At 58.8% G+C, this 25,998-nt stretch carries 26 protein-coding genes; 15 read left to right on the top strand and 11 right to left on the bottom strand.

Annotated features, from left to right (window positions below):
- Positions 1-38 precede the first annotated feature (38 nt).
- The gene (locus H7850_RS00605; RefSeq protein ID WP_227367464.1) at positions 39-410 is read left to right on the top strand and encodes a diacylglycerol kinase; all 372 of its coding nucleotides are present in this window, start codon (positions 39-41) and stop codon (positions 408-410) included.
- On the opposite strand, the gene H7850_RS00610 is transcribed toward H7850_RS00605, so the two are convergent.
- Complete coding sequence (locus H7850_RS00610; protein WP_227367465.1) at positions 407-1,009, bottom strand: NTP transferase domain-containing protein; 603 nt, start codon at positions 1,007-1,009, stop codon at positions 407-409. The two genes, H7850_RS00605 and H7850_RS00610, sit on opposite strands and share 4 nt — an antisense overlap.
- Positions 999-1,970 carry an XdhC family protein gene (locus H7850_RS00615; RefSeq protein WP_227367466.1) on the bottom strand — a complete coding sequence of 324 codons (972 nt, stop codon included), beginning with the start codon at positions 1,968-1,970 and terminating at the stop codon, positions 999-1,001. Before H7850_RS00615 ends, H7850_RS00610 begins: the two co-directional genes overlap by 11 nt.
- A 441-nt stretch (positions 1,971-2,411) precedes the next feature.
- Between H7850_RS00615 and glnE the strand changes: the two genes are divergently transcribed.
- The 3 genes from glnE (at position 2,412) to H7850_RS00630 (ending at position 8,220) form a co-directional block, all read left to right on the top strand.
- A complete protein-coding gene (glnE, locus tag H7850_RS00620) occupies positions 2,412-5,426 on the top strand; it encodes a bifunctional [glutamate--ammonia ligase]-adenylyl-L-tyrosine phosphorylase/[glutamate--ammonia-ligase] adenylyltransferase (RefSeq protein ID WP_227368514.1) in 3,015 nt (1,004 codons plus the stop codon).
- Positions 5,427-5,506: 80 nt separating this feature from the next.
- Complete coding sequence (locus tag H7850_RS00625; RefSeq protein ID WP_227367467.1) at positions 5,507-6,430, top strand: branched-chain amino acid transaminase; 924 nt, start codon at positions 5,507-5,509, stop codon at positions 6,428-6,430.
- A gap of 992 nt (positions 6,431-7,422) precedes the next feature.
- On the top strand, positions 7,423-8,220 hold the full coding sequence (locus tag H7850_RS00630) for a hypothetical protein (RefSeq protein ID WP_227367468.1): 798 nt from the start codon (positions 7,423-7,425) through the stop codon (positions 8,218-8,220).
- A 51-nt stretch (positions 8,221-8,271) separates the two neighbouring features.
- Here H7850_RS00630 and H7850_RS00635 read toward each other — a convergent pair whose 3' ends face one another.
- From H7850_RS00635 to pqqA, 6 genes are all read right to left on the bottom strand, one after another.
- Positions 8,272-10,785 (bottom strand): insulinase family protein, encoded by a 2,514-nt coding sequence (locus tag H7850_RS00635; protein ID WP_227367469.1) that lies wholly within the window; start codon positions 10,783-10,785, stop codon positions 8,272-8,274.
- Positions 10,786-10,790: 5 nt separating this feature from the next.
- Entirely contained in the window at positions 10,791-11,957 is a 1,167-nt protein-coding gene (pqqE, locus tag H7850_RS00640) for a pyrroloquinoline quinone biosynthesis protein PqqE (protein WP_227367470.1), read from the bottom strand.
- Positions 11,950-12,225: a pyrroloquinoline quinone biosynthesis peptide chaperone PqqD gene (gene pqqD / locus H7850_RS00645; RefSeq protein WP_227367471.1), complete on the bottom strand. Its 276-nt coding sequence runs from the start codon at positions 12,223-12,225 to the stop codon at positions 11,950-11,952. Before pqqD ends, pqqE begins: the two co-directional genes overlap by 8 nt.
- Complete coding sequence (pqqC, locus tag H7850_RS00650) at positions 12,222-13,022, bottom strand: pyrroloquinoline-quinone synthase PqqC (protein WP_227367472.1); 801 nt, start codon at positions 13,020-13,022, stop codon at positions 12,222-12,224. The genes pqqD and pqqC overlap by 4 nt, the downstream gene beginning before the upstream one ends.
- Before the next feature lie 111 nt (positions 13,023-13,133).
- Positions 13,134-14,063, bottom strand: a complete 930-nt coding sequence (gene pqqB, locus H7850_RS00655) for a pyrroloquinoline quinone biosynthesis protein PqqB (RefSeq protein WP_227367473.1) — start codon at positions 14,061-14,063, stop codon at positions 13,134-13,136.
- A 64-nt stretch (positions 14,064-14,127) separates the two neighbouring features.
- The gene (gene pqqA, locus H7850_RS00660; RefSeq protein WP_227368515.1) at positions 14,128-14,199 is read right to left on the bottom strand and encodes a pyrroloquinoline quinone precursor peptide PqqA; all 72 of its coding nucleotides are present in this window, start codon (positions 14,197-14,199) and stop codon (positions 14,128-14,130) included.
- A 374-nt stretch (positions 14,200-14,573) separates the two neighbouring features.
- Between pqqA and H7850_RS00665 the strand changes: the two genes are divergently transcribed.
- The 8 genes from H7850_RS00665 (at position 14,574) to H7850_RS00700 (ending at position 22,536) form a co-directional block, all read left to right on the top strand.
- A complete protein-coding gene (locus H7850_RS00665) occupies positions 14,574-16,412 on the top strand; it encodes a methanol/ethanol family PQQ-dependent dehydrogenase (protein ID WP_227367474.1) in 1,839 nt (612 codons plus the stop codon).
- Positions 16,413-16,522: 110 nt separating this feature from the next.
- Entirely contained in the window at positions 16,523-17,029 is a 507-nt protein-coding gene (locus H7850_RS00670; protein WP_227367475.1) for a c-type cytochrome, read from the top strand.
- Positions 17,030-17,041: 12 nt separating this feature from the next.
- Positions 17,042-17,929: a quinoprotein dehydrogenase-associated putative ABC transporter substrate-binding protein gene (locus H7850_RS00675; protein ID WP_227367476.1), complete on the top strand. Its 888-nt coding sequence runs from the start codon at positions 17,042-17,044 to the stop codon at positions 17,927-17,929.
- Positions 17,922-18,626, top strand: coding sequence for a hypothetical protein (locus H7850_RS00680; RefSeq protein WP_227367477.1), 705 nt, complete (start codon positions 17,922-17,924; stop codon positions 18,624-18,626). The genes H7850_RS00675 and H7850_RS00680 overlap by 8 nt, the downstream gene beginning before the upstream one ends.
- 97 nt (positions 18,627-18,723) lie before the next feature.
- Entirely contained in the window at positions 18,724-19,941 is a 1,218-nt protein-coding gene (locus H7850_RS00685; protein WP_227367478.1) for an ABC transporter substrate-binding protein, read from the top strand.
- Positions 19,929-20,936, top strand: coding sequence for a PQQ-dependent catabolism-associated beta-propeller protein (locus H7850_RS00690; protein ID WP_227367479.1), 1,008 nt, complete (start codon positions 19,929-19,931; stop codon positions 20,934-20,936). Before H7850_RS00685 ends, H7850_RS00690 begins: the two co-directional genes overlap by 13 nt.
- Entirely contained in the window at positions 20,933-21,727 is a 795-nt protein-coding gene (locus H7850_RS00695; protein ID WP_227367480.1) for an ATP-binding cassette domain-containing protein, read from the top strand. Before H7850_RS00690 ends, H7850_RS00695 begins: the two co-directional genes overlap by 4 nt.
- The gene (locus H7850_RS00700) at positions 21,724-22,536 is read left to right on the top strand and encodes an ABC transporter permease (protein WP_227367481.1); all 813 of its coding nucleotides are present in this window, start codon (positions 21,724-21,726) and stop codon (positions 22,534-22,536) included. The genes H7850_RS00695 and H7850_RS00700 overlap by 4 nt, the downstream gene beginning before the upstream one ends.
- Here the strand turns inward: H7850_RS00700 and H7850_RS00705 are convergent, their stop codons facing one another.
- Complete coding sequence (locus tag H7850_RS00705; RefSeq protein WP_227367482.1) at positions 22,537-22,935, bottom strand: hypothetical protein; 399 nt, start codon at positions 22,933-22,935, stop codon at positions 22,537-22,539.
- 168 nt (positions 22,936-23,103) lie between these two features.
- Between H7850_RS00705 and H7850_RS00710 the strand changes: the two genes are divergently transcribed.
- Positions 23,104-23,925 (top strand): ion transporter, encoded by an 822-nt coding sequence (locus tag H7850_RS00710; protein ID WP_264477195.1) that lies wholly within the window; start codon positions 23,104-23,106, stop codon positions 23,923-23,925.
- Positions 23,926-23,955: 30 nt separating this feature from the next.
- Here the strand turns inward: H7850_RS00710 and H7850_RS00715 are convergent, their stop codons facing one another.
- Positions 23,956-24,342, bottom strand: coding sequence for a hypothetical protein (locus tag H7850_RS00715; RefSeq protein ID WP_227367483.1), 387 nt, complete (start codon positions 24,340-24,342; stop codon positions 23,956-23,958).
- Entirely contained in the window at positions 24,335-24,805 is a 471-nt protein-coding gene (locus tag H7850_RS00720; protein WP_227367484.1) for a PepSY domain-containing protein, read from the bottom strand. Before H7850_RS00720 ends, H7850_RS00715 begins: the two co-directional genes overlap by 8 nt.
- 161 nt (positions 24,806-24,966) lie before the next feature.
- Here H7850_RS00720 and H7850_RS00725 point away from each other — a divergent pair, with 161 nt between their 5' ends.
- Together H7850_RS00725 and H7850_RS00730 are read left to right on the top strand one after the other, a co-directional pair.
- The gene (locus H7850_RS00725) at positions 24,967-25,314 is read left to right on the top strand and encodes a PepSY domain-containing protein (RefSeq protein ID WP_227367485.1); all 348 of its coding nucleotides are present in this window, start codon (positions 24,967-24,969) and stop codon (positions 25,312-25,314) included.
- A 10-nt stretch (positions 25,315-25,324) separates the two neighbouring features.
- The gene (locus tag H7850_RS00730) at positions 25,325-25,996 is read left to right on the top strand and encodes a response regulator transcription factor (protein ID WP_227367486.1); all 672 of its coding nucleotides are present in this window, start codon (positions 25,325-25,327) and stop codon (positions 25,994-25,996) included.
- Positions 25,997-25,998: the final 2 nt, after the last annotated feature.

Consider the following 25,998-nt stretch of genomic DNA (forward strand, 5'->3'; position numbering starts at 1 on the left):
TAGACTAGGCGCCCTCATTGGCTGCATGGATCTGCAAGATGAAATCGAGCGATACTGGCTGGCGTCACCTGGTGAACTCGACCCGCTATTCCCTCAAAGGTTTGAAGGCCGCTACCTTGAACGAAGCGGCCTTTCGCCAAGAGCTGGTGCTGTGCGTCGTATTCTTGCCTTTTGCCTTTTGGGTCGGGCAAACGACGGTGGAATGGATACTGCTCATCAGCAGCTGTTTTCTGGTGCTGATTGTCGAGCTGCTCAACAGCGCAGTGGAAACCGCCATCGACCGCATCGGCTCGGAGCATCACGTGCTCTCCGGTCGGGCTAAGGATATCGGCTCTGCGGCGGTCATGCTGTCATTGATCATGGCTGGAGTGACTTGGGGGTTGCTGCTGTGGCAACGGCTTGCCGGTTAATCCAGGTCCATCGGTATGTCCACGTCGCGATGTATGCCCGAGTCGTGGACCTCGACGACCGTACAGGCTGAAGCGTGCTGCTTGAGCACTTCCCGGGCGCCGGTATCTCCCTTCAGAAGACTCAGCATCGGCCAGTAGGCTTGCCCAAACAGCACCGGATGACCAAGGCGGCCTTCATGGCGCGGCATTGCGATGCGCTCGGCGTGGGCATGGTCTATCAACGTCCGGCAGGTGTTCGGCGTTACCCAGGGCATATCTCCCAGCATCACCGCGGCGGCGTCTGCATTACGTGTGCTGGCCTGGGTTAGCAAAGCGGAAAACGCTGCACCCAGGCTGGTGCCCAGGCCAATATCGCTGCCCGGGGCGTGCAGTACGTCAACGGCGGGATCGAGGCCCAGCTCCCCGGAGTCGTCTTGTTGGCGTAGAACCACCCAGGTGGCATCGAAGTTCGTTCGGGCCAGTTCTAGGGTAGCCTGCAATAAGGGGCGGCCATTCGCGAGTCGAGCGCGGCGCTTGTCGCTGCCAAAGCGACGTGACAGACCCGCGCCCATCACCAGCGCGATGACCCGCGGTTTGCCGAAGTTTTCCTTACAAGACATCGCGCCCTTGCCCACGATGAACCCTCAGGATATCCGCCATGACCGCAAGCGCAATCTCCGCCGGCGTCTTGCTGCCCAGCGCCAGGCCGATGGGCATGTGAATACGAGCAATCTCTGCCTCAGTCAGATTGCCGGAGCGCTCAAGGCGTTCGGCCCGCTGGCTGGAGGTGCGTTTCGATCCCATCACGCCGATATAGAATGCCGGGGTGCGCACGGCCTCGATCATGGCCAGATCGTCGATGCGTGGGTCGTGGGTCAAGGCCACCACGGCGGTGGCGGCGTGACTGGCACCGGAAGCGATGAACAGCGATGGCAGTATCGCCTGAACCTCCACGCCGGGCACGTTGAACGTTGCTCGGGCCTCGTCTCGTGGGTCACACACAATGACTTCGAACCCCAGCGTTCGGGCAAACTCAGCGCAGGCGGCGGAAACCGGGGAGATGCCGGCGATGATCAATCTCAGCGCCGGACCGATCCGTACTCGCACACTTTGCTCGTCGCGCTCTACCTGCGGCCCCTGGGCGTCGCTATCGACGAAGCTGACGCGGCCATCTTCGAGACTCACCCGCCGAACCAGCGCACGTTGACCGAGCAGCGCTGCCTGCAGCACTTCAAGATGAATGAGAGTGGTGGGGGCGGAGATCAGGCGCTCGACCAGCACCTCGAGACTGCCGCCGCAGGGCAGCGTGATCTGGGAATGATCGATACCGCCGTCGCCATAGCGAACCACCGTTATCGGAGCATCGAAGTCGCCTTCCCGTAGACGCGCCAGAAAATCCTCCTCGACGCAGCCCCCGGAAAGCGAGCCGACATGCTTGCCGTCCGCTCGGGCGACCAGGAGCGATCCGGGTTCTCGCGGTGACGAACCGAAGGTTGCCAGCACGGTACACAGCCACACCGGCTCGCCGGCGTTAGCCCATCGCAGTGCGGACTCGATGACTTGTAGATCCAAATGATGCATGAATAAAAATCTCGTTGATTTGACGCTCAGCTTGGCTGGCTATTTTCTATCGGGCAAGACAAATACCCAAGTTGTTCAGTGCTATAAAATATCCGCCATCCTTCTGCCTTGATAAGCTCTTCGCTATGCTGGGGGTATTAGGGCCTGTTGACGTCTCCTCACGGCCGCGACAGAGGTCCATTGGGTGCAGAACAAGGCGTGAGGAGCGTCGTTGGGTTGTTTCCAATGAGCGACGAACAACGCCGTGCTGTGCCCAATGGACCCTGTCCCTCCGGGTTGCGCGCAAAAGAACGCCATGCGGCGTTGCGAAACTAGGTAAGGGCACACCATTGCCGGCGCTTCGCGCCTTGCCTGACGCCCTTTTGCGCTGCAACGCGGTTCGCGATGAAACGTCAACAGGCCCTAGCCACCATTCACGACTGCTATCAGGACAGGAACTTCATGGCACTGCCCGACGATTTCCTACCGCTGACGAATGTTCCCGGCTCGCTGCGCGAGTCGTTGGGCAAGGCGAAAGAACGACTGGATGAGGCGCTGACCCAGGCAGACAACCTGGCCGAACTCAAAAAGACGGAGCGCCCAAGTGAGGCCTGGCAGGCCTTGTCACAAACTCGTCGTGAGCAACTGGCCCGAGTGCTGGCATGTTCGACGTTTGCGGGAGATACGTTGGCGCGATATCCCGACTGGCTGGCATTTCTGGATGCGGAAGGGGAGCTCGATGCACCCCTGCACGAGGCGACGCTGAACCAGTTGCTTGCCGATGCGCTCGATAGCGCCAAGGACGAGGCACAGATGCAGGCGGCGCTGCGGCGCTTCCGCCGGGCCCGTATGCTGGGGATCATCTGGCGTGATCTCAATCCCCCAAGCGATTATACCATGTGGGATACCGCCGCCAGCGTCTCGCGCTTGGCGGAAGTCTGTCTTGAAGGCGCGCTTGTCTGGCTTGAAGCGCATTTCGCTGCCCGTTGGGGGGCGCCGGCGCTTCGGGAAGATGGTTCGCAGCAGCGTCTGGTGGTGCTGGGGATGGGCAAGCTGGGGGCAGGGGAACTCAACCTTTCCTCGGATATCGATCTGATCTTCGCCTTTCCCGAGAAGGGCACGACACAAGACGGCAAACGTGAATACGATCACCAGGAGTATTTCACCCGGCTCGGGCAGAAGCTGATTGCTGCCTTGGATGCGATTACCGCGGACGGTTTCGTCTTTCGGGTCGACATGCGCCTGCGCCCGCTTGGCGAGGGCGGCCCGCTGGTGGGCAGTTTCAACATGCTGACCAGCTACTACCAGGATCAAGGGCGGGAGTGGGAGCGTTACGCCATGCTCAAGGCCCGCCCGGTTGCCGGCGATCGTGATGCCGGAGTCGAGCTGTTGGCCCGGTTGCGCCCCTTCATCTATCGCCGCTATCTGGATTTTGGTGCCATCGAATCCCTGCGCGAGATGAAGGCACTGATCAACCGGGAGGTACGGCGCAAGGACATCCTCGACAATATCAAGCTGGGGCCTGGCGGTATCCGCGAGGTGGAGTTCGTGGTTCAGGTCTTTCAGTTGATTCGCGGTGGTCGCGATACCGAACTACAGGTGCCGTCACTGAAAACGGCGCTGCAGCGCCTGCCGGAGCTGGAACTATTGCCCCAGGCGGTCGTCGATGAACTCGCCGCGGACTATGTCTTCTTGCGTAATCTCGAACATGCCCTGCAGGCCCAGGAAGACCGTCAGACTCAGACGCTACCCGACGATTCCCTGGATCGGGAGCGGCTGGCGTTGGCCATGAGCCACCCAAAGCAATCCTATGATGATTGGACTGCGCTGGAAGCGCAGCTCAGGGAGGTGCGCGAACGCATCCGGCGCCATTTCGATGCGGTGATTTCCGGCCCGGAGGATGAAGCCGAGGCACCCGTTGATGCCAGCGATAGCGGCAGTGATGACGACGTTCCGCTGGAAGAGTGGCGTGCCGCCTGGCGCGGTGAACTTACCGAAGAAGAGAGTCATCGGCTGTTCGAGGGGGCGGGGTTCACCGCACCAGAAGAGGCTCAGCGACGTCTGAATACGTTGCGCCAATCCCGGGCCGTGCAGGGCATGCAACGTATCGGTCAGGAGCGTCTGGTGGCATTGATGCCCCTGTTGCTTGCAGCGATTACCGACAGTGACGCGCCGGACACGGCATTTGAGCGCACTCTGCCGTTGATCGAGGCAGTATTACGGCGCACCGCTTATCTAGCCCTGCTGAGAGAAAACCCCGATGCGCTCAAGCATTTGATAACGCTATGCACGGCAAGCCCCTGGATTGCCGAACAGCTGGCGCGCCATCCGGTATTGCTCGATGAGTTGTTGTCGCCAGATACGCTTTACTCCCCTGCGGACAAGACACGATTGAACGACGAGTTGCGTCAGGCGTTGGGACGGGTGCCGGAGGAGGACGAAGAGGCGCAACTCGAGGCGCTGCGTATCTTCAAGCATGCCCAGGTGCTGCATGTGGCCGCCTCGGATATCGCCGGCGCGCGTACGCTGATGAATGTCAGCGACTATCTGACCTTTATCGCCGAAGTAGTGCTGGAGCAGGTGCTGACGATGGCCTGGCGCCATTTGACGCGCAAACATGGCCTGCCCCGATACCGGGATGGCAGCCGTCACCAGGAGCCGAATTTCCTGATCGTGGGTTACGGCAAGCTGGGCGGTATCGAACTCGGCTATGGCTCGGATCTCGACCTGGTGTTCATTCACGACGCAGCGACCCAAGGGACGACCGACGGCAATCGCGCCATCGACAATGCGGTGTTCTTTACCCGGCTGGGCCAGCGCATCATCCACTTGTTGACCGCCATCACGCCTGCCGGCGCCCTCTATGACGTCGACATGCGCCTGCGCCCCTCAGGCAATTCGGGATTGTTGGTGACCAGTCTCGAATCCTTTGCGGATTATCAGCGTAACCACGCCTGGACCTGGGAGCATCAGGCGTTGGTGCGCGCCCGAGTAGTGGCGGGCAGTGCCGAACTGGCGGAGCGCTTCAGTGCGGTGCGCCGTGAAGTGCTGGGGCGAGAACGCGATTCGGAAACTCTGCGCCAGGCAGTCGTCAAGATGCGCTACAAGATGCGGGAGCATCTTGGCAGCAGCGCCAAGCAGCGGGAGCAGGGCAAGTTCGATCTCAAGCATGATGCCGGCGGCATGATCGACATCGAGTTCCTGAGCCAGTACGCGGTGCTCCTGCATGGATTTCACACCCCCGATCTCTTGGCCTGGAGCGACAATGTTCGTATTCTGGAAACACTGGAGTCGAGCGGCTGCATGCCGGACGAGGATGCGCGTCAGCTACGCGAGGCGTATCTGGCCTACCGCCATATGGCTCACCGCAATGCACTGACGAAAAGCGGTACTCGGGTCGAGGCATCGGATTACCAAGCGTACCGCCAAGTGGTGGAGACGCTCTGGCAGCGCTGGCTCGAGCCGGAAACGATCTGATTAATTTTACCGGGATGTCTGCAGGTTTCAGAATGACTGCAGATCATCTTGCGACACGTTGAAAACGAAGGATACATATTATGTCGATGGCTGACCGCGACGGTCTGATCTGGTTCGATGGCGAAATGGTGCCCTGGCGTGATGCCAAGGTACATGTGCTTACCCATACTTTGCATTACGGTATGGGCTGCTTTGAGGGTGTGCGGGCCTACGATACCGAGCGAGGCACGGCGATTTTTCGTCTCAAGGAGCATACCAATCGCTTGTTCGATTCCGCCAAGATTCTGGGCATGGAGATGCCGTTCAGCAGAGAGCAGATCAACGAGGCCAGTCGGGCGGTGGTGCGCGAGAACGGGCTCAAGGAAGCTTACTTACGGCCGATGGTCTTTTTCGGTTCCGAAGGCATGGGGTTGCGGGCCGATAACCTCAAGACCCATGTTATCGTTGCCGCCTGGGAATGGCCTTCCTACATGGCGCCGGAAGCACGAGAGATGGGCATCAAGGTGCAGACCTCTTCTTTCACTCGTCATCACGTCAACGTCTCGGTGACCCGCGCCAAGGCCAACGGCCAGTATATCAACTCCATGATGGCCCTGGCCGAGGCCCAGCGCGGCGGCTACGACGAAGCGCTCTTGCTCGACCCCCAAGGCTATGTCGCCGAAGGCTCCGGCGAGAACCTGTTCGTGGTCAAGGATGGCGTCATCTATACCCCAATGCTGACCTCGTGTCTGAACGGCATTACCCGCAACACCGTACTGCATATGGCGGAGAAGCTGGGTTATGAATTGCGCGAAAAGCTGATTACTCGGGACGAGGTCTACATCTGCGACGAGGCTTTCTTCACCGGCACCGCCGCGGAAGTCCTGCCGATACGCGAACTCGACGGGCGTACCCTGGGTGAAGGGCGTCGCGGACCCATTACCGAGCAGATCCAGTCGATGTACTTCGATCTAGTCAGCGGCAAGCAGACCCTCGATGAGAAATGGCTGACACTGGTGGCCTGACACGTCGTACCCAAGCCAAAGCACCCGCTACAGGGTGCTTTTTTTGTATTAGGCGTTTGTTTTACAGATAGCACTGCCAATGCTGAGCTGCATATCCAGCGGTAAGATTGCAGGAAGCAGCGGTGCACGGTCACGGCAAGAAGCAATGGCAGCGGTAGAGCGGCGGCAAAAAACGCACAAAAAAATGGGCTGCATGAGCAGCCCAAGGTACGCAGGGAATTGAAGATCGGTCGATTGATCTGATCTGTCTTTCGGTATGTCATCGATCGACACATCGGATCAATCAAACCTGAAGCGAGAAGCTCTCGCTGTCTGACATATATAGTGCGAATACAGTGCCAGTTTTATTTTTATCCTTTATAAACATGATGTTAAAAATAAAATTATGATGAGCGAGCCAATTCATGGAAGAAAAATAAGTGCACGCAATCTAAAAACGTCTCTTTTTAGAGACTATCGCACAGTGTTCTCTAATAAATTGATAATTTACAACAGGTTGTAGCGTCTTTAAATAGAGACACTTGCCGTATTTTGTCTTTCTTCTGCTCGAGGCAACTCATGTTTTCGGTTCGTCACGCACTAGACCGAACTGATTTTCTCATTGACGCCTCTTCAATACTTTGCTTTTTTTAAAAGTATTGGTGTAGCTGTTTTCTCATGAACTGATCCTGAAAGCCTGCACTGCCAGCAAGAAAGTGGCATGCCCAAGGTTACCTTTGCGGTGCACAAGGGTATCACTCGCCTGACCCAGGCCTACGCGCAGCCGCCCATGCGTGCCAAAAGCGCTGGTCGGGGGCTGTTCTTGATCGGTTGATCTCCTTTGAAGCTGGAGCGCGCGTCCCGGCCTCTCTCGTTCTTTCCTTCGCTTTGTTCCTACCTTGTCTCAAGATAAAGACCTTCTTTCATGACTGCGCTATGCTCATTGCGACCAGCTCGAAGCCCGATCATGAAGGCTTCCACTTGAGGCTCAATACAACAAGGAACCTAGTCGCATGCTCGATTGGATATCACAGAACGCGAAGGTGCTGACCTTCTTTACCAACTTGGGCGTTTTGCTCGTCTGGCTAGGCTATGCGCAACTTTTATATCTGGGTTTTAGCCGTCAGCGCCGCCCCCGCCTGATCATCAACCGTGGCAAGAGAAAGGATATCGATGCGCTGTGTATCATAAGCAATATGAGCGCCGAGTCGGTCTTCATCGAGTACATCATTGCCGATCTGCAAACGTCGGAAGGCACTATTACCATGGATGTCACGGATTTCGATCAGGAGTACGAGGAGGGTGATGAAGAAAGACAGCAAAATGCTTCCTCGCTGGGAAATGTCAACGAAAATACGCGCCAGGGTCCGCTTGGTTCCGGAGGTTTCCTCCATGTAGGCACTTTCTCGAATTTGCTCGAACGTCTGGCAAGAGATGAAGGTATCAAGATGGACGGCCATCGCCCGGAAGGCGACCTGACATTTCAGCATCTGACTATCCGGCTGATCGGAGTCTACGGTCCGGAAGACATGCCCATTGGCGCCGAGCGTAGTTTCGAGCTGTTCGCCAACGAGGATTTTCGTTCTCTTACCCCGGACAGCTGGGATACCAAGCGGCTGTCGTCTTTTCGTCAACGTCGTAAGCTGCGCAAGACCATGCAGGAACTCAATGACAAGAGCTTTTCCTCTTCGTCGAAGTTTCGCCATCTCAATAATGGAGATAAGAACGATAGCGATGATAAGAAAGGCGAAAAAGGTCGCAGCCAGGAAGAAACCCGCGAGGACGCCGCCGAAGCCAGCCGCGAAGAGTAATCTGGTGTTCCCGGTTTCGATGCGGTGAAGCGGCGGATATGCAGGTGCGGGTCAGGGAGTGCTGGCTCTCGCCGAATGATCCCACCATTGGCCGGCCAGTCTGCCTCCGACAAGGTCTCGTCCAAATTGCGCCAGTGTTTCACTTTCAAGTGATGCCAGTGCCTGCTGTTCCGCTCCCCAGGGCTCCCAGTCCCGGTCTTTCCTTAGCCCTTTCCAGGCGCGTACCAAGGCGCTATTCCTGGTTTCGGGGGCTCCCCACTTGGTTTTCAAGGCGGTACGTTGTTTGTCGAAAGTAGTGCTGTCCAAATGCGCCAATGCAACGCCTTGAGCCCTCAGAAAGGCATTCACCGCTTCACGTAGTGCTTCGACAAACGCATGAGGGGATTGCACTACATAGCCAAGCCGAGGCCAGCCATCTGATGTCTCGCGATAGCGTACCGCTGCCACGTAACCAAGTCTCTGGTGCTGGCGCAGTGTCTGCTGAAATGCCACATCGTGGCACTGGGCCAGTAACTGCATCAGTGCGCGGCTTGTCGGGCTGTTATCCGGACCATCGATCTGCAGCATGACCGCCTGATCGCTGCTTTGTATGGGCAGCTGGCGAACAGGCCAGCCTCGATGACTTGCTGTTGCGGTCAAATATGAATATTCGCATGGTGGAACGGATTGCCAGGATAACGGTAAATTCTTCAGCTCGGTTATCAGCCGTCGACAGCCCGCTTTAGCCTCTGCGGCACCCAGCGTTCCTCCGGCCCAGGCCCGCACTTTCGAGTCATTCATCTCGCAAGAGGCGGGTAGGGACTCCAATAGATTCAACAGACGCTGAGCCAAAAGCCCACGACAAGTAAGAAGAGATGGCGAGAGGTTGGTTTGGTGTGGCCAGGCGCCTAGTGCCTGAACGAGACAGGATTCGAGTCGTTCAGCATCCCCGGTTGCCATCAGCCAATCACCGCGGGTATCGCCTCCGAGTTCAAGCACAACGCCTTGACTTGATGCCGCCTGGCGTAGCGCGAGGGTATTGCGGTGCCAGCGACGCAAGTGCGCTTGTACATCGTGCTCTGTCGTCGGCCAACCGACACACCAGAAAGCCTCCTTGCCAACCGGGCCACCGCCCCACCATAGGCCAAGCGTCTCGTCGTCGACGATCAATTTCGGCGTGACAGAAGGCGTGTCCCGTTGCACCTCATGAGCGACAAGCAGCGGTGACGATCGGGACGCCAGAACACGAGCGCCAGCCACAAGCGTTCGGCGGCGAAACCGGGTGCCAGTATCTGAAACAGTATTCCAGGGGCTTTCAAAGGTAGGCACGGCTTCAAGCACGCGACAGTTGTCGGGCGCGAGCCACCGGGTCAATTCATCGGCGGCGTCTTCAAGCGTCTCTGATTCAGAGTGCGCCATTCTCGTACGCGCTTTCAGGGCCAGACCACGAGCCAGGGTTTTGGGCCATTCATCCAGGTCATGAGGTGGCGCATCAGGTATAGCGGCAGTACTGGCTTCGGCTAGCTGGCTGGCCAGCTGCTTGACTCGGGCCTGACAGGTAGCGATCAGTGTCTTGTTGTCGTTCAGGTCTGTTTCGCTATCCAGAGTGAGGCTCAAAGATAGCGTGGCAGACGTGACACAAGCAGTAAGACGCGCTTTCAAGTCCCAGAGGGGGTGCTTGGCCTGCAGGGTGGCGGCAAGGCTGCCATCGTTTAGCGCACTGACTAGCTGCTCGCCGATTCGCTGCTGCTCGGCGGTTATTGGCGCCGGTAGTGGCCAGAACAGTTCCAGCGCGGGTTGAACGAGAGGCTGGTTCTCGGGCGGGCACCATTGTATCCAGCCAGGCTGAGCCCAGCGTGTGCTTGCGCTTCGCTGCTCTCTTGCAAAAAGCGGGGGCGAACCATCTTCGCGAAACCTGTCTGCCGCGGCTGTCAGTAACTCGAGCTGCTGCTCCAAGGGCTGCGGTCCCAGCATGACTAGACTCAGACGCTCGGCACGATAATGGCATGTGTGAAAGTCGTGAAGCGCAGAGCGCAGTGCTGATATGTCTGCCTCCAGGCTCTGGCGATTGCCATGGTGGCAGTCAAAGGCAGGATGCGACGCCTGGAAAAGTTGTGACAGGGCGCGCTGCCGATGCAGTTCGGGGTCCGCCATCCGCGCCTGGAATTCAGCCTCGATCACCTCGACTTCCCGGGCGATGAGTGTCTCTCTCAAAGATGGATGCAGAGTAATATCGAGCATCCTTTCCAGGCCTGCCTGGGCCGTTCTCGGGGGCAGGGTCAAATGAACATCCGTGCTGTACTCGTCGGTATGGGCGTTGTAGCGCCCGCCTTGATCGCCCACCCAAGCGGCGAAATCTCCGGGCTCGGGATGGCAAGACGACCCCAGAAACAGCGCATGTTCGAGCAGATGAGCAAGCCCGGGCAGGTCTTCAGGCTCATCGAGATAACCTGCGCCGATGGCGCAGACCAAACGTACCTGGCGTGCGCTGGGCACTTCGATGGCTAGGATGCGTGTGCCACTCGTGAGCTGATGCTCTGCCATACGACTACCCGATGGAAGGAGGCGCGGCATCTGGTCCTTCATGACGTTCATTCGTGAAAGAACACCCGAGATTCCCGAACGTTGCGCAATGTCAGTTCCTGTAGGGAACGCGCGTCAGTGGCGGCTTCATTTCGGGCGGCTTCGATCAGATGATGATCCGGAGACAGATCGCACACCGGGTCCGTGGCGCTGGCGTCCCCGGTTAATAGATAGGCTTGGCAGCGGCAGCCGCCGAAATCCCGGTGGCGCTCGTCGCAGTCACGACAGGGGGAGGGCATCCAGTCCTCGCCGCGATAGCGATTAAAGGCATCGCTTTGATACCAGATCGCCTTCAGGGGCTGCTCGCGCACCGTAGGAAACGTCATGGGTAAGATACGTGCGCTGTGACAGGGCAGCACTGCGCCGTCCGGGGCCACGGTCATGAAGATGGAACCCCAACCTCCCATGCAGGGCTTGGGGCGCGTTGCATAGTAGTCCGGTATCACGAACAGTAGGCGCATCTCCTGACCCTTGGCAGCAAGATGCTCGCGCCAGCGCGCGGTAGTGGCCTCGGCGGCTTCCAACTGTTCACGGCTGGGCAGAAGCCCGGCGCGATTGAGATGCGCCCAGCCATATAGCTGGCAGTTGGCCAGCTCCACCGCGTCGGCGCCAAGCTCGGCGCACAGGGCGATGATGTCGTCGATTTGGTCGATATTATGCCGATGCAACACCACGTTGAGTACCATGGGATAGCCTGCGGCCTTGACCGCCCTGGCCATGGCCAGCTTCTTGGCATGGGCCTTGGGTGAGCCCGCCACTGCCGCGGCGACCTCCGCATCCGCTGCCTGCAGGCTGATCTGGATATGATCGAGTCCTGCCTCTCGTAGAGCATCGATGCGGGCTTCATCGAGCCCCAGCCCGGAGGTGATCAGATTGGTATAAAAACCTAGCCGATGGGCCTCGGCTACCAAGGCTTCCAGGTCCTTGCGCACCAAAGGTTCGCCGCCGGAAAAGCCTAGCTGCACGGCGCCCATGGCTCGAGCCTGACGCAGTACGTCGAACCACTCCTCGGTGCTCAATTCATCCTGTTGGGCGGCAAAGTCCAGCGGGTTGGAACAGTAGGAGCACTGCAGCGGACAGCGATAGGTCAGCTCCGCCAGCAGCCACAGCGGGCCGCCCGGTGTCGGTTTTGCAATTGTCGATGCGGAAATCGAGTGTGAATGCCGTTCACTCATGACGAATCCAGCCTTGGTTGGCGGCGTCCAGCAGAAATTCTTCCACGTCTGCGGTCATTTCGTCTCTGGGCGCCTCGGGAAAGCGGCGCTGCAGCTCGTCGACCAGTGCGGCCACGTCTCGCTCGCCGTCGAGCAGCGTCAAGATCGCGCCGGCGCTTTCGTTGAGCTGTACCATCCCTTCAGGATAGAGCAATACGTGGCGCTGCTGGGCGTCTTCCCACTGCAGGCGCCAGCCCGGGCGCAGGCGATAGACAGTTGTCGGGTTCATGAAAGCCCCCGATGATAGACGCGCTCGTCGGTAACCGTGTGATAGGGCGCCCGATCAAGCTGATAAGCCAGTGTCATGGCGTCGAGCATGCTCCATAGCACATCGAGTTTGAACTGCAGAATGTCCAGGGCGCGCTGCTGGGTCGCCGGTGTCGTGCAAAGATCAAGGGCTAGTTCCAGGCCGTGATCCACGTCGCGTCTGGCTTCTCCTAGGCGCTTGCGGAAGTAGGCGTAGCCTGTGGCGTCGATCCAGGGATAATGGGTTGGCCAGGTGTCCAGGCGACTCTGATGGGCCTGAGGGGCGAACAGCTCAGTAAGCGAAGAAATCGCGCCTTCGCGCCAATCAGCTCGGCGCACGAAGTTGACGTAGGCGTCAACAGCAAAGCGCACCCCGGGCAGCACGTGTTCCTGGGACCACAGTTCCTCGCGACTCAAGCCCACCGCCTCGCCCAGAGTCAGCCAGGCCTCGATGCCGCCGCCATCATCTGCGTGGCCATCGTGATCCAACAGGCGTTGAATCCAGCGCCGACGGGCGCTCGCATCCGGACAGTTGGCCAGCAGCGCCGCATCCTTGAGTGGAATGTTGATCTGATAATAGAAGCGGTTGGCCACCCAGCCGCGAATCTGTTCCGGGGTGGAGCGGCCCTGGGCCATGTCCACCTGATAGGGATGATGAAGATGGTAGTAATCGCCCTTGGCCAGCAGCGCCTTATGAAAAGCGTCGCGATCCAGCGTTTTATCCGCTGTCTTCTCGGATGCGGCGAAGGAGGTGGCAAAAGGCGAGGCATTCGGTGGCATGACGGGGTTCTCCTTGAAAATTAGGCAATCCATGGCCGGCAAGGTTAGTCATGTTTTTGATAGGACGCTATCGACACTTTTGAAGTTCATATTTCATGGCTCCAAGCCCTATCATGGCTCGAAGCGCAGGCCGTCGAAGGCAACCTCGATGTTGCGGGCATCGAGTTCCGCCCGCTCGCTGGAATTCTCGTCGAGAATCGGATTGGTGTTGTTGATGTGAATCAGAATACGCCGGGTGCGTTCGGGCAATTGCTCGAGTTCGCTCAGCAGCCCGCCCTCGCCGGATAGCGCCAGATGGCCCATGTCCTGCCCGGTGGCCTTGCCGACCCCGGCCTGTTGCAGCTCGTCGTCCTGCCAGACGGTACCGTCCACCAGCACACAATCAGCGCGTTTGAGCCAATCGCGCAGGTCATCATCCGGTTTGCCCAGGCCCGGTGCGTAGAACAGCGAACGACCGGTGCGAGTGTCTTCGATGTACAGGCCGATGTTATCCCCCGGGGTAGGGGCACCACGCCGCGGTGAATAGGGCGGGGCGTTGCTATGCAGGGCAATGGCGGTAAAGGCCAGGTCCGGGCAGAACGGCACCGAAAAACGGGCAACGTTCTGATCGTTAGCCACTTCGACAGGCTGCCAGCGCAATCCGCCCTGCCAATGCTCCAGCATGGGAAAGAGTGGAAATCCGGTGCTCAGATCCTGATGCACGTTCGGGGTGCACCAGACATCCAGCGGACAGCCTTCCCGCAGGGATAATAGGCCGGATGTATGATCGATCTGACCATCCATGAGCAGCACCCCGGCAATGCCGGTATCCCGAGGCTGACGCTTGGGATGCAGTTCGCGATTGGCGCCGATCTGGGCGCGAATATCCGGCGAGGCATTGCACAGCAACCAGCGCTCGCCGTCGCTACTGATGGCGATGGAGGACTGGGTGCGCGCCTGGGCGTTCAGACTTCCATCGCGCAAACCAAGACAGTTGCGACAGTTGCAGTTCCATTGCGGGAAGCCGCCTCCCGCGGCCGAACCTAACACCAGAACCTGCATCTTGTTCCTCCTTGATAAAGCAAAACGCCCCGATCATCGGAGCGTTTTCAATGACAAGCTGAAATCAGCGATTGGCGATATAGAGGGTGACCTCGAAGCCAAGGCGCAGATCGTTATAAGAGGGCTTGGTCCACATGGTTCTTCTCCGATCATTGGGGTGGGGCTCACGAATAATTACTTTACACTTCTTCAGTAAAGCACTCTAGCCAATAGTTGCATTGCGACCTAGGTCTAATGGTAGTAAGGCGGCGCGTCAAAAGCTATAAGATTTATCCGATCGAATCTCAAAACAGTTGTAAACCAATAGATTGTTAAGAAGTGGTACACCATTGTCGAGATGAACAATTGTGTTGCCCTCTGTGAAATGGCCGAAAGGCCCCTCTCTTCTCCTATGCAATCTCGCATCCTGTGCTAGACCTTATAAGGTGTTGCTGGAAAGTAATAACAACGACAAGCTTGCCGCGAGCAGGGAATAGCCCGTGGTGAGACCCTCACCCCGGAGATGATGTCATGCTAAAGGAGATGAAATATGCCATTGCGACCATAGGGCTCTTGGCCGCTACCACGCTTCAAGCCAACGACAATCAGCTTGAATTACAGAACAACCCCGAACTATGGGCCACCCAGCTCGGCAACTATCAAGGCAATCGCTACAGCAAGCTCGACCAGATCAACCGCGACACTATCAACGGCCTGCGCCCTATGTGGCAATTCTCGACCGGGGTGTTGCGCGGTCATGAGGGCGGCCCACTGTATGTCGGCGACGGTCGTCTGTATATCCACACTCCCTTCCCCAATAAGGTATTTGCCCTCGACCTGGAAGATCAGGGTCGTATCGTCTGGACCTATGAGCCGGATCAAGATCCTCGGGTCATTCCTGTCATGTGCTGCGATACCGTCAATCGCGGTCTCGCCTATGCGGATGGCCGCCTGTTTTTGGGCCAGGCCAACAATACCCTGATCGCGCTGGATTCGGAGTCCGGGGAACTACTGTGGGAAGCCACCAACGGTGATCACACCAAGGGTGAGAGCAATACCATGTCGCCACTCGTGGTGCATGACAAGGTCGTGATGGGCATCAGCGGGGGCGAGTTCGGGGTGCGCGGTCATATGACCGCCTACAACGTCGAGTCGGGAGAAAGAGTCTGGCGCGGGTACTCCAACGGCCCCGATAGCGATGTGCTACTCGATCCGCAAAAAACCCTGATGATGGGCAAGCCCATCGGTGAGGCGGATCTGGGCGTGAGCACCTGGCCGGAAGGCGAATGGAAGCGCGGCGGCGGCGCCCCCTGGGGCTGGGTCACCTACGACCCTGAACTCGATCTGATCTACTACGGTTCGGGTAATCCAGGTAGCTGGAATCCGGAGCAACGCACCGTGAACGGCGAACCCGCGGACAATAAGTGGGCCATCACGGTATTTGCCCGGGACCCTAATACCGGCGAGGTCAAGTGGGTCTATCAAAAGGTGCCCTTCGATGAATGGGACTACGACGGCGTCAACGAGAATCAGCTGATCGATGTGGAGATCGACGGTGAGCAGCGCAAGGGCCTGGCGATCATCGATCGTACCGGCTTTGGCTTTCTGCTCGATCGGGAGTCCGGCGAACTTCTTGTAGCCGAGAAATTCGCTCCGGAAACCAACTGGGCGAGCCATTACGACATGGACACCGGCCGGCCGGTGGTCAACGAGGAGTTCAGCACCTTCCGTCAAGGGGTCAATGTCAACACCACGGATATCTGCCCTACTGCCATGGGCGCCAAGAACATGCAGCCCAGCGCCTACTCCCCGGAAACTGGCCTGCTCTATGCCGGCATCAACCGTATCTGCATGAACTACGAGCCTTACGAAACCGAGTATGTCGCGGGTCAGCCCTATGTCGGCGCTACCCTCACTATGATGCCCGCCCCGGTGCAGGAGGGGGACGGCAACAAAGGGCGCATGGGCAGCTTCATCGCCTGGGACCCGGTCAAGGGTGAAGTCGTTTGGGAAATCGATGAGCGCTTCGCGGTCTGGAGCGGTGCCTTGGCCACGGCAGGTGGACTTGCGTTCTACGGCACCCTGGAAGGCCATGTGAAGGCGGTGAACATCGATACCGGTGAGGAGCTATGGAGCTTCAAGACCCCGTCGGGAATCATCGGTAACATCAATACCTTCCAACATCAAGGCAAGCAGTATCTAGGCGTGCTGTCTGGGGTCGGTGGCTGGGCGGGCATAGGTCTGGCAGCGGGTCTCGAAGATCCTGAAGAGGGATTAGGGGCGGTCAGCGCCTTTGCCTCTCTCAAGGATTACACCGAGCTTGGTGGCGTACTGACGGTGTTCGCCTTGTCGGATGCGCCAGACGCCTGAGGTATGTGCTCACTCACCGGCTTGATAGCTCTTGGGCCGGTGAGTGAGTCATCCACTCATAATGGCTGTTGGCCGATGGAAAGACCGATGTGTCGAAGGAGGCTCATTGTATGGCTTTGATCAAGACGCTACGACTCTCACTTGTTACAGGCGCCATAGGCGCGGTGCTGTTCATTGGTGTGACGACTGTGTCAGCTGAGGCAGAGGGAAAGGAAGGGGTTGGGCCCGGGGACTATACGGTCATCGACGGCAAGGTCGATCAGGGCACCTATGATGGTTACATCGCCTATACCCGCTCCTGCATGGCCTGTCATGGACCGGATGGTCTGGGTTCCTCCTTTGCTCCAAGCCTGATCAAACGCGCCCAGCAGCGTAGCTTTGCCGAATTCGCCAGGACCATAGCCGGCGGGCTACAAATTCAACCGGGCAAGGTCATGCCGTCTTTTGCCGACGACGAGTATGTATTGAGCAATATCGAGAATATCTATAGCTATATGCAAGCCCGTGGGGCGGAGGAAGTGGGTCGTGGGCGACCCAAGGTGATCGCGCCGGACGCCGACGCGGACAAAAAAGAAATTCCTGAAAGCACCAACAACAAGAATGAAGAGTCGAAGTGATCGAGTAGGTGCATGTCCGGCTGGAACATCACTTCTTGGGAGGACGCCATGCGAGGGAACTGTCGTTTGCTGACGCCACTCATCATCGCCACTCTATTGGGACTGTCCATTGGAGCGAATGCCGATTTACCCGAGCGCGAGTCCCGAGAGTATTTGCGGGTGTGCGCCGACAGCAATAACCTGCCGTTCACCAATCGTCGGGGTGAAGGATTCGAGAACCGTATTGCCGAGCTGATTGCGGAGGAGCTGGACGTTCCGCTGCGCTATGTCTATGCCCCTCAGGTCATGGGGTTCATACGCGACACCCTGGATGCGCGTCTTTGCGATCTGGTTATGGGTGTCGCCGCGGGCTACGGGTTCGTCCAGAACACCATTCCCTACTATCGCTCCGTGTACGCCCTGGTGGTGCCGGAAACCTCGGGTCTCGATGTGAACAGTCTCGACGCGCCGCAGCTGGCCGGTCGGCGTATCGGCGTGGTCTTCGAGACACCGCCGACGGTGCCATTGCGCCGCGCCAGCGCCCGTGTACGCAGCTACGCATTGCAGACCGATACCCGAGTGAGAAGACCGGTCAAGGATGCGGTGAAGGACGTGGCCAACGGCGTCACCGACGCCGCCGTGCTGTGGGGGCCCATCGCGGGGCATTATGCGGCGCGCCAGCAGCCGCCACTCAAGATCATCCCGCTGGTCGACGACACCACCGAGGCGCCGCTCTCCTATCGCATCACCATGGGGGTACGCCACGGCGAAAGCCGCTGGCGAGACTGGCTCAACGACTTCATCGAGCGCCGCCAGGCGGATATCAACGCCATTCTGATCGACTACGAAGTGCCACTGCTCGACGAGCACGGTCGGCTTATCGACCCCAAAGCGATCTCGGAGGAGGCTGCCCGTGACTGATCGGCGCTCTTCGTCATCGAGTTCCTTGTCATCAGGGCCGTCTTCAGCAGGTGCCTCGGCGATGTGGTTGCTGCTGATTGTTCTGGCGCTGCCTTCTCTTGCCAGCGCGCAGTATCCCGGCGCCGAGCCCCTGGATTGGCCCTGCGAGCAGCGACTGATTCCCGCGCTTGCCTGGGGCGCCCTATGGGACGGCCCCTCGCCGGAGGCGCTGAAAAAGCAGTGGTGGGAGGACGAAGAAGTGGGCGCCGTGGTGCGCTTTGCCACCGCCCGCAAAACTCCGCGGGATGTTGCCATCGCCCGGGTGCGTAGTTTTGCTGAAGATGTCGCAAGCGGGCAGCAGAGCGCTGGCCGGAGCTTGACTCAGGAAGAGATAGAGCAGCGGCTGACACTGCTGTTTGCCGGCCTCTTCGAGCGTATCGATCGTGAACGCAATCGCGTCATTGCGGTAATACGAGGCGCCGCTCGCGCGCAAGTCGCAAGGCTGGATCGTATTTCGAGGATGATCGACAGGCTGGAGGTGCTGAGCGCCTCGGAGACTGCCAGTAACGACGCCATCGAACGTCTGCAAGAAGCGCTTTACTGGGAGCGGCAAACCTTTCGCATGCGCCAGCAAGCCTTGCCGGCGTTCTGCGAAAAACCCTATCTGCTGGAAGAGTCGTTGAGTCGGATGGTGAGGGATATCCGTTCGCAGATGTGAACCCGTCGCTAGGCGATCGCTGAGCGTGGAGGGGCCTATGCAGTGTCGTGTTGAGGATCGTACTAAAAGCCCTCCTGAAACGGGACGCAGGGGGTCTATGATCGCCGAGATCGGTCTGTATCCGCTGTTCCTGATGCTGTTTTTACTGAGCACTTTTCAGGCTCAAGCCCAGAACCAGGCCCAGAACCCAGGCAGTGCAACCGTCACCATCGGCTATCTAGGGCTCGCTCGGCCCGACGCGCTGGAGTCCTTGTCGGTGCTCGATCCGGTGCTAGATGACGAAGGCGTTCAAGGGGCGCGGCTGGCGATCGCCGACAACAACACCGCTGGGCAGTTCCTGGGCCAGGAATTCGTGCTCGTCGAGGCTATCGTGACCTCCAGAACCGAGGTGTCGGACGGTTTGCAGCAGCTTGTCGAGCAGGGCGCCGACTGGATCGTTAGCGGATTGCCTCGGGCGGCTCTGGAAGTGCTGTTGGAAGAGCCGGCGCTGGAGGATCGCGTAGTCTTCAACGCGGCGGCGCCCGACGACGCTCTGCGTGGTAAGTCCTGTCGGGCGAATCTTTTTCACACCACTCCCAGCCGGCGCATGCTGGCGGATGCCCTGGCCCAGTTTCTCGGCTACAAGCAGTGGACGCGCTGGGCGCTGGTGCATGGCAACACCGATGAAGATCGCCTTCGTGTCAAAGCTCAGCGCGGCGCAGCCAAGCGCTTTGGCCATGCCATCGTCGACGAGTCTATGTGGCCCTACGACCCCATGGCACGCCGCGCGGAGGGCGGCTTTCACGCCATCCAGCGGGAAATTCCTGTGTTTGTGCAGGCCTTCGCCGAGCATGATGTGCTGGTCATCGCCGATGAGAATGACTACTTCGGCGAATACTTCCCTTTTCAGACCCGGCTGCCTCGGCCGGTGGCCGGGACCCAGGGCTTGACGCCCACCGCCTGGCACCGTGCCCATGAATCCTGGGGGGCGGTACAGCTGCAACGACGCTTCGAGGAGCAGGCCGAGCGCTGGATGACGCCCCGGGATTTCGCCGCCTGGCTGGCAGTGCGCTCCCTGGGAGAGGCGGCGGCCCGCACCGGTGCGGTGGCACCTGAAAAGCTGCGCGACTACATGACCGGCGAAGCGTTCGAGCTGGCCGGCTACCTGGGCCTGCCGGTGAGCTATCGCCCCTGGAATCATCAGCTGCGCCAACCCATTCTGGTCACCGGGCCGCGCATGGTGGTGTCCGTCTCGCCCCAGGAGGGCTATCTGCATCCGGTGTCACCGTTGGATACACTCGGAGCCGATCAAGGAGAGTCCCAATGTCGTTTTTAGGAACAACAACAATTAAACGCACCGCTTCGAGCGCCACCCTGGCCGTTTTCCTGCTGCTGCCCACGGCGGTCCTGGCGGAGCGCGTCTTCGTCTCCAACGAGAAGGACAACACCGTCTCGGTGATCGACGGCAAGACCTTGGAAGTTGTCGAGACCATCAACGTCGGGCGACGACCCCGGGCCATGGCGTTCAGCAACGATGGCAGCGAGCTGTTCGTGGCGGTGGGGGATGACGAGGCCATCGACATGATCGACCTCGCGTCGTTGAAGGTGGTACGCAGTCTGGCCTCCGGCGAGGACCCGGAGGTGATTCGTGTCGATCCCAACCAGCCCTATATCTATGTATCTAACGAAGACGACAATATCGTCTCGGTACTTGACTATCAGCAGCGCCGTCGAGTCACCCAGATTCCCGTGGGCGTCGAACCCGAGGGGCTCGGGGTCAGCCCGGACGGCAGATGGCTGATCGCCACCTCCGAGACCTCGAACATGGCCCACATCATCGACCTCGAGTCCATGGAGGCGGTGCATCATCGTCTGGTAGGGGCGCGCCCCCGTTACGTGGAATTCACCGAGGATGGCAGTAAGGCCTGGGTCTCCGCGGAAATCGCCGGAAAAGTGGCGATCATCGACATGCAAGACACCTTTGACGTCATTCACAGCATCGACTTCGAAGTGCAGGGGGTGCCTAAAGAAGCGGTGCAGGCGGTGGGCATGCAGCTGACCTCGGACGGTCGCTACGCCTTCGTCGCCCTGGGGCCTTCGAATCGGGTGGCGGTGGTGGACCAGCAAAGCCATGAGGTGCTCGACTATCTGCTGGTAGGCCAGCGGGTCTGGCATCTGGCGCTCAACGTGGGCGAGAGCCGGCTGTTCACCACCAACGGCGTCAGCGGCGATGTCACGGTGATCAACGTCGAGGGCGATGTGAACGACTTTGAGGCGATCCGCTCCATCCCCGTGGGCCGCTTCCCCTGGGGCGTGATCGTCGAGCCGTGAGTCATAATGACAGGGCCTCGCTGCAGGCTTCTCCGGCCTCGGTAGCCGAGGGTTCGGACGCGACTGCGCTGCAGGTGCGGGATCTGAGCTTCGGCTACAAGGGCAGTCCGGTGTTGGAGGGGGTGTGCCTTACCTTGAAAGTAGGGGAGTTCGCGGTGCTGCTGGGCCCCAACGGCGCGGGCAAGACGACGCTGTTTTCCCTGATCACACGGCTATACGCCCATCGACAGGGGACCATTCGCATCGGGGAGGTCGATCTGCAGCGACAATCGGCGGTGGCCCATGTCCGGATGGGGATGGTGTTTCAGCAGCCCACCTTGGATCTTGATCTTACGGTCAAACAGAATCTTGCGTATTTCGGCGCCCTGCACGGCATGGCGCCGGGGCTCGCCAGGCAGCGGGCCCTGCAGCAGCTTGCACGACTCGACATGCAGGAGAGCTTGAATTCCCGGGTACGCCATCTCTCTGGGGGGCAGCGCCGTCGAGTAGAGATCGCACGAAGCCTGCTGCATGAACCGCGCCTGCTACTGCTGGACGAACCCACGGTGGGGCTCGATATCGCCTCGCGCCGAGGGCTGGTCGAGCACGTTCATCGTTTATGTCATGAACAGGGAGTGGCGGTACTGTGGGCGACGCATCTCATCGACGAGGTCGATTCGAATGATCGGGTGATCCTGCTGCATCGCGGTCGGGTACGTGCCCAGGGCAGCGTGATGGATCTGCTGGCCCAGGCGGATGCCGCGACGCTAAGCGATGCCTATGATCATTTCGTTCAAGGGACCGCGTCATGAACCTTGCCGCCTACGGCCACTGCCTGCGGGGGGTGGTGGGGCGCGAGCTGCTGCGCTTTTTGCATCAGCGTAGCCGCTTCGTGGCGGCATTGGTCAGGCCGCTGGTGTGGCTGTTCGTGTTCGCCGCGGGGTTTCGCATGGCGCTGGGTGTGGCCATGACCGAGCCCTATCAGACCTACGTTCTCTACGAGGTCTATATCGTGCCGGGATTGGTGGGCATGATTCAGCTCTTCAACGGCATGCAGAGTTCGCTGTCCATGGTCTACGACCGGGAGATGGGGAGCATGCGAGTGCTGCTGGTCAGCCCTTTTCCCCGCGGATATCTGCTGATGTGCAAACTGCTGGCGGGCACCCTGGTGTCTATCCTGCAGGTCTATGTATTCCTGGCGATCGCCTATCTTTACGGAATACAGGCGCCCCTTATGGGCTATGTGCTGGTACTGCCGGCGTTGATCGTCACCGGTTTTCTGGTGGGGGCGCTGGGCATGCTGCTGTCGAGTGCCGTGCGTCAGTTGGAGAACTTCGCCGGCATCATGAACTTCGTGATCTTTCCGATGTTCTTTCTGTCTTCAGCGCTTTATCCGCTATGGCGCCTACGGGAAGGCAGCGAGCTGATCTATCGGATCGCCGTACTCAATCCTTTTACCCATGCGGTGGAGATGATTCGCTTTGCGTTGTATGAACAGCTCAACGTCGAGGCGACGCTGATCGTGCTGGCGACAACCCTGATACTGCTCTGGCTCGCCATTATCGCCTACAACCCGGCCAAGGGCATGATGACCCAAAGGGGCGGGCCGGGCGGGGAGTAATCAAAAGCAGCGCAGATCGGCTTCCGCTTGGGCACTACGAAAGGCCCGCAGACGATCCTGCATGCTGCGTTCGGTGCGAAACAGCATGCCTGATTCTCCCCGCTGTTCCTGCATGCTCAAGATGGTCTTGACTGCTTCATACGCCTCATAGGGCATCAGTTCGGCGATGACATCAATGCTGCAGGAGCATTTCTGCATGGTCAGATAGCTCTGATCGTTGGCGGCCATGCAGCCAAGCACGTAATCCACCCGCTCTTCGGTCGAGTATTCTTGAAGATGATCCCCGGGCACTTCCTCCGCCTGGGCCGGGAGCGCCGCAAAAGCGCTCAAGCTCAGCAAGGCTAGCAATAAAAGGCGTCGTGGGTGTTGAAGCCAAGCGCTGATCTTGTGATTGTGCATACGCCACCTCGGTCATGTTCACTAATAAGGCAAGACCTCATTGATTCATTTCCAAGTATGGCACCTTAAAGAGATTTACATCATCGAAGCCGGAAATTCGCGGCTTTTCTTGCCGGGAGCCATGACGTAAGGTCTTGCCTGGTATCTCAATCAAAGCCCATCGTCTTCATGAAAGATCATATTACGCCCTTCCAGCTCGTGCTACTGGTGCTCTCCCTCTATGTGTTGGGCGCGCTGATTGCCGATCTGTTCTTTACCTTGTCGCCCGAAATGGCGCAGCTTCTCAACTATCTCGATATTGTTGTCTGTGTGTTCTTCTTTCTCGATTTCAGCGTTCGTTTCTATGCAGCACCGAACAAGTGGCGTTTCATGCGCTGGGGCTGGATCGATCTACTGGCGAGCATTCCGGCGGGACTATTCATGGCGGGGCGGCTGGTGCGGGTCGTTCAGATTCTGCGCTTGCTGCGGGCGCTCAAGTCGATGCGCATGCTATGGCGGCTAATGTTTCGCAATCGCGCCAAGGGTATTTTTGCTTCAGCCGCTACCACCACATTGCTGCTGGTAGCCTTCGGTTCGATAACCATCCTGCTGGTGGAAAGCCCCAACCCCGACAGCCCTATCGATACGGCGGAGGAGGCGCTATGGTGGGCTTTCGTGACGGTCACTACCGTAGGCTACGGGGACTATTATCCCATCACCACGCTCGGGCGTGTCGTCGCGGTGTTGCTGATGATCTGTGGCGTGGGACTGTTCGGTAGCTTCGCGGCCTATGTCGGGTCGCTGTTCATCGACGATCAAAGCGACGAGGACGAGCGCCAGCACCAGGCGAGCCGGCGAATGATACGCCATGTCTATCAGGAGATGGGGGAGTTGCACACCGAGGTGCGTGCTTTGCGCGAAGAGATCAGGGAATTGCGTACGCTACGCTTGAATCAAGATACTGGGCCACAAGGTGACTCGCCGGCCTCCTCGAAGGACACCGACGCCTAGTCACCAGACCTTTTCCTAGCCAGCACTGATTCACTGCTTGATTTGATAATCGCCTTCCAGCACCTGCTGTTCGCGATGAGGGCGTTGGTCTCCTTGCTGGGACTGAGCAGTGCCGGAACCAACGTTGTGGGCCTGGTTGGCTCGCATCTGCTCCATACGCTTTTTCATGCGATGACGCACCAGAGGCAGCATGAGCCAGCCGATCAACAAAAAGAAAAGGCCGAGCAGGGTGCCGATGACCATCATCACCCCGAACATCAGCCAGGTCAGGATCAGTTTGAAGCCGCTGCCCTTGGAACCGCTTGTTCTGGAACCATTGGCGTCCTGGGTGGGGCGCGCTTGACGCGCCCGAACCTGCCATTGACGTGCTGCCTGCCAGGCAGCATTGTCCGAACGATTGTTGCTCGATTCAGTCATTCTCTACTCCGGTGACCGAGAAGTCGTTGCCATCCAAATGCATTTCGACTTCCTGGTTCTGTGTGTCGTAACCCTCGATCTCGATGCTTCCGTCTTTATCGACCTCGATCTTCTCGAATTGTTGCAAATCCGAATCAAAAGCGTTGTTCAACGCCTGGCGGACCTCATCGCCGCTCAATGCCCAGTCCGGCACCTGGTCCTTGCGGCGCTTTTCCTCGATCAGACTGCCATTCTCTACAGCCATCTCTACTTCGAGTTGCCAGCCGTCCTTGCCCCAGCCTTCGAATTCGATTTGATCACCATCGTCCGTGGAGATCTCTTCATAATGAGTGAAGCCGTACTCATCGGCCTTGTCGAGTAGCGACTCGAGTTGCGCACGTTCCAACTGACCATCATCGGCCCATACCGGCGAGGTAAAGCCGATTAGAGCAACGGGAACCATGAGGAGTGGTAAGGTTTTCATAGCGTATTCTCCATGCATTCTTTGTCAATCGTCCACCGGGTGCGTCCCGGATAACGTCACTTTAAGTCGGGTGACCTTGCACAGTGCTGAAAAGATGGTTCATCTTTCATTCATGATGATTTTGGCAAGCTGATCCCAGACAACACTTCAACTGAGCGACGATGTTCTTGAACCACATGCCGATTCTGTTCAAACCTGCGCTAGCGTTGGGGCTGGTCGTGCTGGGCATCGGCCTCATCGCTCCGTCTCAGGCCAGCGACTGGCGCGGCTTGCACGATGAGGTGCAGAGTGGTCGCCTGGTCGCTCTTTCTTCGGTTCTTGACTGGCTGGAAGCGCATTATCTCGGTGAGGTGTTGGAGGTGGAAGTGGAGCATGACGATGGCAAGCCACGCTACGAAGTAGAGATGATTGGTCCTCAAGGGCAGCTGGTGGAGTTCGAGTTCGATGCTACCAACGGCGAGTTGATCGGTATCGAAGGGGTCAATATCGATGCCATGCAGCGACCATAAAGGCGAGGCAATGAAATTATTGTTGGTAGAGGATGATCGCGCTCTGGCCGAAGCGCTGGGAGAAGCGCTGCGCGATGCGGGGTTGATTGTCGAAATAGCGGCGAATGGCAGTGAAGGCGATTTCCTGGTGCGTACCGAGCGCTACGATGCTCTGATTCTTGACCTAGGATTGCCGGATGGCGATGGCACCCGCTGGCTGGCGCAGTGGCGCGAAGACGGTTTTGATCTGCCTGTACTCATTCTCACCGCGCGCGAGCGCTGGTCCGACAAGGCCGCAGGTTTTTCCGCCGGTGCCGACGATTACGTAACCAAGCCCTTTGAGACCGCCGAGGTGCTGTTCCGTCTGCGCGCGTTGGTGCGGCGTAGTCATGGCCATTCTCATCCAGTGCTCGTAAGCGGAGCACTCGCCTTCGATACTCACAGCGGCAGGGTCACCCTGGCCGGACGACCGATCAACCTGACGGCTCAAGAGTCAAGGTTGCTGGCCTATCTGATGCACGCCATACCGCGTACCGTCAGCCGCAGCGAGCTTTCCGAGCATGTCTACGATCGCGACCATGAGCCGGATTCCAATGTCATCGATGTGCAGATCAGCCGCCTACGGCGAAAGCTTGGCAGCGAGCGTATCGAAACTCTGCGGGGGCAGGGGTATCGTGTGGTGGCTGTTGAGACGCTGGCATGATG

The organism is Halomonas sp. M20, from assembly GCF_020622265.1.
Lineage (GTDB): Bacteria > Pseudomonadota > Gammaproteobacteria > Pseudomonadales > Halomonadaceae > Modicisalibacter.

What these genes read in the sequence shown, in the direction of transcription:
- H7850_RS00720 (WP_227367484.1), bottom strand. Translation starts at nt 24,805, where the DNA reads ATGAAAACCTTACCACTCCTCATGGTTCCCGTTGCTCTAATCGGCTTT.
- H7850_RS00730 (WP_227367486.1), top strand. Translation starts at nt 25,325, where the DNA reads ATGAAATTATTGTTGGTAGAGGATGATCGCGCTCTGGCCGAAGCGCTG.
- H7850_RS00705 (WP_227367482.1), bottom strand. Translation starts at nt 22,935, where the DNA reads ATGCACAATCACAAGATCAGCGCTTGGCTTCAACACCCACGACGCCTT.
- H7850_RS00635 (WP_227367469.1), bottom strand. Translation starts at nt 10,785, where the DNA reads ATGAAGGACCAGATGCCGCGCCTCCTTCCATCGGGTAGTCGTATGGCA.
- pqqD (WP_227367471.1), bottom strand. Translation starts at nt 12,225, where the DNA reads ATGAACCCGACAACTGTCTATCGCCTGCGCCCGGGCTGGCGCCTGCAG.
- H7850_RS00700 (WP_227367481.1), top strand. Translation starts at nt 21,724, where the DNA reads ATGAACCTTGCCGCCTACGGCCACTGCCTGCGGGGGGTGGTGGGGCGC.
- H7850_RS00715 (WP_227367483.1), bottom strand. Translation starts at nt 24,342, where the DNA reads ATGACTGAATCGAGCAACAATCGTTCGGACAATGCTGCCTGGCAGGCA.
- H7850_RS00675 (WP_227367476.1), top strand. Translation starts at nt 17,042, where the DNA reads ATGTCCGGCTGGAACATCACTTCTTGGGAGGACGCCATGCGAGGGAAC.
- H7850_RS00625 (WP_227367467.1), top strand. Translation starts at nt 5,507, where the DNA reads ATGTCGATGGCTGACCGCGACGGTCTGATCTGGTTCGATGGCGAAATG.
- H7850_RS00615 (WP_227367466.1), bottom strand. Translation starts at nt 1,970, where the DNA reads ATGCATCATTTGGATCTACAAGTCATCGAGTCCGCACTGCGATGGGCT.
- pqqB (WP_227367473.1), bottom strand. Translation starts at nt 14,063, where the DNA reads ATGCAGGTTCTGGTGTTAGGTTCGGCCGCGGGAGGCGGCTTCCCGCAA.
- pqqE (WP_227367470.1), bottom strand. Translation starts at nt 11,957, where the DNA reads ATGAGTGAACGGCATTCACACTCGATTTCCGCATCGACAATTGCAAAA.
- H7850_RS00685 (WP_227367478.1), top strand. Translation starts at nt 18,724, where the DNA reads ATGATCGCCGAGATCGGTCTGTATCCGCTGTTCCTGATGCTGTTTTTA.
- H7850_RS00630 (WP_227367468.1), top strand. Translation starts at nt 7,423, where the DNA reads ATGCTCGATTGGATATCACAGAACGCGAAGGTGCTGACCTTCTTTACC.
- pqqC (WP_227367472.1), bottom strand. Translation starts at nt 13,022, where the DNA reads ATGCCACCGAATGCCTCGCCTTTTGCCACCTCCTTCGCCGCATCCGAG.
- H7850_RS00710 (WP_264477195.1), top strand. Translation starts at nt 23,104, where the DNA reads ATGAAAGATCATATTACGCCCTTCCAGCTCGTGCTACTGGTGCTCTCC.
- H7850_RS00605 (WP_227367464.1), top strand. Translation starts at nt 39, where the DNA reads ATGAAATCGAGCGATACTGGCTGGCGTCACCTGGTGAACTCGACCCGC.
- H7850_RS00610 (WP_227367465.1), bottom strand. Translation starts at nt 1,009, where the DNA reads ATGTCTTGTAAGGAAAACTTCGGCAAACCGCGGGTCATCGCGCTGGTG.
- H7850_RS00725 (WP_227367485.1), top strand. Translation starts at nt 24,967, where the DNA reads ATGTTCTTGAACCACATGCCGATTCTGTTCAAACCTGCGCTAGCGTTG.
- H7850_RS00690 (WP_227367479.1), top strand. Translation starts at nt 19,929, where the DNA reads ATGTCGTTTTTAGGAACAACAACAATTAAACGCACCGCTTCGAGCGCC.
- H7850_RS00665 (WP_227367474.1), top strand. Translation starts at nt 14,574, where the DNA reads ATGCTAAAGGAGATGAAATATGCCATTGCGACCATAGGGCTCTTGGCC.
- glnE (WP_227368514.1), top strand. Translation starts at nt 2,412, where the DNA reads ATGGCACTGCCCGACGATTTCCTACCGCTGACGAATGTTCCCGGCTCG.
- H7850_RS00670 (WP_227367475.1), top strand. Translation starts at nt 16,523, where the DNA reads ATGGCTTTGATCAAGACGCTACGACTCTCACTTGTTACAGGCGCCATA.